1 protein-coding gene is annotated in these 591 nt (G+C 78.3%); it reads right to left on the reverse strand.

The annotated features are described in order from the left end of the window. Positions 1 to 158 precede the first annotated feature (158 nt). On the reverse strand, positions 159 to 591 hold a 433-nt coding region (locus DQW85_RS21700), incomplete at its 5' end, for a universal stress protein (RefSeq protein ID WP_162795190.1).

Raw genomic sequence — 591 nt, forward strand, 5'->3', positions numbered from 1 at the left:
GCCCGGCGCGATGGCGCGCAGGACCCACCGCCGCGCGGGCTCCGGCGGCAGGGCCGCCTGCGCCGGGTCGAACAGCGGGGCGTCCTCCGTCTGCGCCTGCAGCAGGTCCCAGTCGCGGCGGGCGTCCTCGGTCAGGTACGGCGGGGCGACGATGACGGTCATGACCGCCTCCAGGGGGCTCGGACGACGGCCACCGGGCAGTGCGCCCGGTGGAGGAGGCCGTGGCAGACCGAGCCGAGCACGGCCGCGGCGAACCCGCCCAGCCCGCGCGACCCGATCACCACGAGGGCGGCCGACCTCGACGCGTCGGCGAGGACGGGCACCGGGTGGCCGGGGACGACGGACTCGGCCAGATCGACGCCGGGATGCTTGTCCCGCCACGGCGCCAGCCGCTGCCGGATGTCGGCCGCCTCGTTCTCGACCGCGCCCGCCAGCAGCGGGCCGTACCCGGCCGCCTGCGGCGCGAGCACCGGGGTCTGCTGGACGTAGACCACGCGCAACCGGGCGCCGCGGGCGACGGCCTGCTCCAGGGCGTAGTCGAGGGCGGCCTCGGCGTCGGCGGACCCGTCGAACCCGGCCACGACCTCGCCC

The organism is Nonomuraea lactucae (assembly GCF_003313395.1).
In the GTDB taxonomy this organism is placed as follows: Bacteria; Actinomycetota; Actinomycetes; order Streptosporangiales; family Streptosporangiaceae; genus Nonomuraea; species Nonomuraea lactucae.